This is a genomic window from Rhodopirellula sp. JB055 (assembly GCF_043100905.1).
Classification (GTDB): Bacteria; Planctomycetota; Planctomycetia; order Pirellulales; family Pirellulaceae; genus Rhodopirellula.
Genome location: NZ_JBICHO010000131.1, coordinates 1 through 3463, shown reverse-complemented (window position 1 = coordinate 3463; position 3463 = coordinate 1). Strand labels below are relative to the sequence as shown.

The 3463-nt window shown below is 55.6% G+C and carries 3 protein-coding genes; 2 read left to right on the top strand and 1 reads right to left on the bottom strand.

All coding sequences use genetic code 11. The features are described from left to right. Window positions 1–200: 200 nt before the first annotated feature. A complete protein-coding gene (locus tag ACF8AM_RS05395) occupies window positions 201–1289 on the top strand; it encodes an aldose epimerase family protein (protein WP_392554647.1) in 1089 nt (362 codons plus the stop codon). A gap of 70 nt (window positions 1290–1359) precedes the next feature. Next, entirely contained in the window at window positions 1360–1767 is a 408-nt protein-coding gene (locus ACF8AM_RS05390) for a hypothetical protein (RefSeq protein WP_392554646.1), read from the top strand. A gap of 47 nt (window positions 1768–1814) precedes the next feature. On the opposite strand, the gene ACF8AM_RS05385 is transcribed toward ACF8AM_RS05390, so the two are convergent. Then, on the bottom strand, window positions 1815–3463 hold a 1649-nt coding region (locus ACF8AM_RS05385; RefSeq protein ID WP_392554645.1), incomplete at its 5' end, for an AMP-binding protein.

The window sequence follows — 3463 nt, the reverse complement described above, 5'->3', positions numbered from 1 at the left end:
GGCGTTTTGGTGCTGTTGTGTCTTGGTGTTTACGCGTACTTCGCCGTTTAAGTCGTCCCATCGTTTCTGGCGTTCTAGCGACCGCACCGTTGATGGTTCAGCAGATGTCGCGAGATTCGCTTTCGTTTTGGACTCATGTTTATCGCTTCTGGAGAATTCGTATGAACCGTCTGATTGCCCATTGGTTGGCGGGTGCGTTGATGATTGGATATTTGGTCGTTCCGGTCGTTGCACAAAGTCCGATGCAGGTTGAAGACTTTGATTCAATCGAGCTGTACACGCTCGAGAACGAAAATGGTGCCAAGGTTCAAATCACCAATTTTGGTGCGATCGTGACCTCGATTGTCGTGCCTGATCGCGACGGGAATTTGGGTGATGTTGCGCTGGGGTACGATTCGGTGGAAGGCTACATCAACGCGGTCGACAAGCCCTACTTTGGGGCTGTGGTGGGGCGCTACGGCAACCGAATCGCGAATGGTGAGTTCACGTTGAACGGCGAAACTTATTCGCTGGCGACGAACAACGGCCCCAACCATTTGCACGGGGGCGTGATCGGTTTTGACAAGGTCGTTTGGGATGCCGTTCCCACGTCGCTCAATGGAAAGCCAGCCCTGAAAATGACCTACCTCGCCAAAGATGGTGAAGAAGGTTACCCCGGCAATTTGAGCGTCGCAGTCACTTACCAATGGACGGACAAGAACGAGTTGATCGTCCGTTACGAAGCGACCACGGACAAAGCCACGCCCATCAACCTCACTCAGCACACCTATTTCAATTTGGCGGGTGAGGGAAACGGCAACATTCTCGATCACGAATTAACGTTGTTCGCTTCGAAGTTCACTCCGGTTGATTCCACTTTGATCCCCACCGGCGAGTTGCGGGACGTGGAAGGGACGCCGTTTGATTTTCGCCAAGCAAAGACGATTGGACGCGACATTGAGGTCGACAACGAACAACTTGAATTTGGAATGGGGTACGATCACAACTTCGTGATCGATCATTCCGGTGAGCCCGGTGCAATGCAGTTGGCAGCTCGCGTGTCGGAACCAACATCGGGGCGTGTGATGGAAGTGCGCACGACGGAACCGGGGATCCAGTTCTATTGCGGGAACTTCCTCGATGGTCGTTTGAAGGGGAAGTCAGGCAAGCCTTACGTGCATCGGGGCGGATTCTGTTTGGAAACTCAGCACTTTCCCGATAGCCCGAATCAACCGACGTTTCCATCGGCAATATTGAAACCCGGTGAGAAGTACGATACGACCACCGTGTTTCGTTTTTCCGCGAAGTGATTCATGAAAACTTCACAATCGTGGGCGGGGGAGTGTCCGCGTAATCGTCGGGCATTTCCGAAATGACCTCGTGCACCAATTGTCCTTTTTTGAAAAGCTGCCATCATTCCAGTTCGGCAAGTTGTCTCAACTCCACACCTCAGGAATGACATTGGCTGCAACTCAATTTCAGCGAAACGACTGGGTGATCTATCGCAAGCACAAAAGCAGTGTTTCGCCGGGACCACGTGCCTCAGACGTTCACGCCGCCGGGAAGGGCAACACCTATCGCTACGTGGTGGAGAAGTACTGGGTGGTGGAAGAGGTCCTCGCTGACAATCAGTTGAAGATTTGCACCCGTCGGGGGAAACGCCATTTGGTGAGTGCGGATGATCCATCGCTGCGCCGAGCACGGTGGTGGGAACGCATTCTGTATCGCAGTCGATTTGAAGCGATCGATTTGAACTCACCAATCAGTCAAGAAGACGAGATCGCCTAGAGCCGGTTGCAGGAGTCTTTCGGCATTGAAGATCCCTGCCTGCCGGCTTAGCAGTTCGCCATGGTCAGTTCTTTGGCCGCATCTCGAGCTCCCTTGAGGTCGAGCTTTCCCGTCCCAAGCAGTGGGATCTGGTCGACTTCGAAGAAACTGTCGGCGGCGGGGATGAACAGGTTGGCGAGGCCGGCTGTCTTGAGTCCTTCTCGCAGCGTTTCAGGCGTTTGGGGCGTGGGGAGATGCAAGACGATGATTCGTTCGCCCTTTCGTTCGCATGGAACGGCGGTGACGCACACGCGAACTTGATCGTCGTCGTCACCTTCGGAGAGCAGTTTGCCAAGTTCTTCTTCGATCTTGATGTGCGGGACCATCTCGCCTGCGATCTTCGAAAACCGACTCAAACGGCCGGTGATATGTAGAAATCCATCGCTGTCGATGTGCGCGACGTCGCCGGTCGTGTACCAACCGTCGATGACAGCGGACTCGGTCAGGTCAGCTCGGTTTGCGTAGCCTCGCATCACATTGGGGCCGGTCACGAGCAGCATGCCGTCTTCTCCCGCATCCAATTCGGTTCCGTCATCCGGCGAAACGATCTTGGCGGAGATGCCCGGCAGAGGACGTCCCACGCTGCCTTCGACGCGGTCGGGTTGAAATTTCGCAGCGGAGCGGGAGGGCGGGATGTTGACGCTGACCAAGGGGCTCATCTCCGTCGTGCCGTAGCCTTCAACGGGGCGGACGCCAAAGCGTTTTTCAAAGGCATCGAACAGGTCGGCGGGCATCTTCTCGGCACCCACCACAGCAACATTGAGCGTTTTGAATTGTTCCGGCGTGATGCGTCGCAGGTAACCTCGCATGAATGTTGGGGTGCCCAGCAAAACGGTGGCTTTGTACTTCTCAGCAAGCTTGCCGATCTGTTTGGAATCCAACGGATTGAAGTGGTAGACACCGGCAGGCCCGAGCGTTTGTGCCGCCCAAAGTGTGACCGCGTAGCCGAACGAGTGGAAGAATGGCAGGACGCCGATGACGACATCTTCGGTGTTGAGGCGGATCGCACGATTGACAGCGTCCACGTTGTGGCTGACGTTCGCGTTGGACAGCAGCACGCCTTTGGGCATGCCGGTGGAACCACTGGTGAAGATGACGGTAAGCAGGTCATCGCTTTGGACTTGGTTGAGTCCCAGGATGCGGTCGAGCAACCAGCTCGGGACGATGGTGGCTTGCAAAGCCGCGATGACTTTGTCGGCCAAGCTGACTTTTTCTTTGAGTTTGTCCAGCGACACAATTTCGGCATCCAGTTCCACATCGATCTTTTCGAGGAACCGATCGCTGGTCAGCACGTGTTTGATCCCCACGTCGTGGATGCAGTGGTTCATCACCTCGCTGCTGACGGTGTAATTGAGGTTGGCGCTGACGCGTCGATCGGCGGCCAAGGCCACGTTGACTGCGACGGCACCGACACTGGGCGGAAGCAGCACGCCGATGAACTGTTCATCATCTGAGAACACTTCACGGTGGAGGCATCGACGTAGAGCGAGCGTGTTGATCAACAGTTTTCTGCCTCCCACTTCAGTGCCTAATGTATCGGCGGCTTGCAGTCGTTTGCCCCGACTTCGCCAGCGACGCAGGACTTGGCGAGCCAGCACTGGGAATTCGCGACGGTGATCGATTTGAGCTTGGGACCCCAGGGCTTGGACCTTGCCAC

What these genes read in the sequence shown, in the direction of transcription:
- ACF8AM_RS05395 (WP_392554647.1), top strand. Translation starts at nt 201, where the DNA reads ATGATTGGATATTTGGTCGTTCCGGTCGTTGCACAAAGTCCGATGCAG.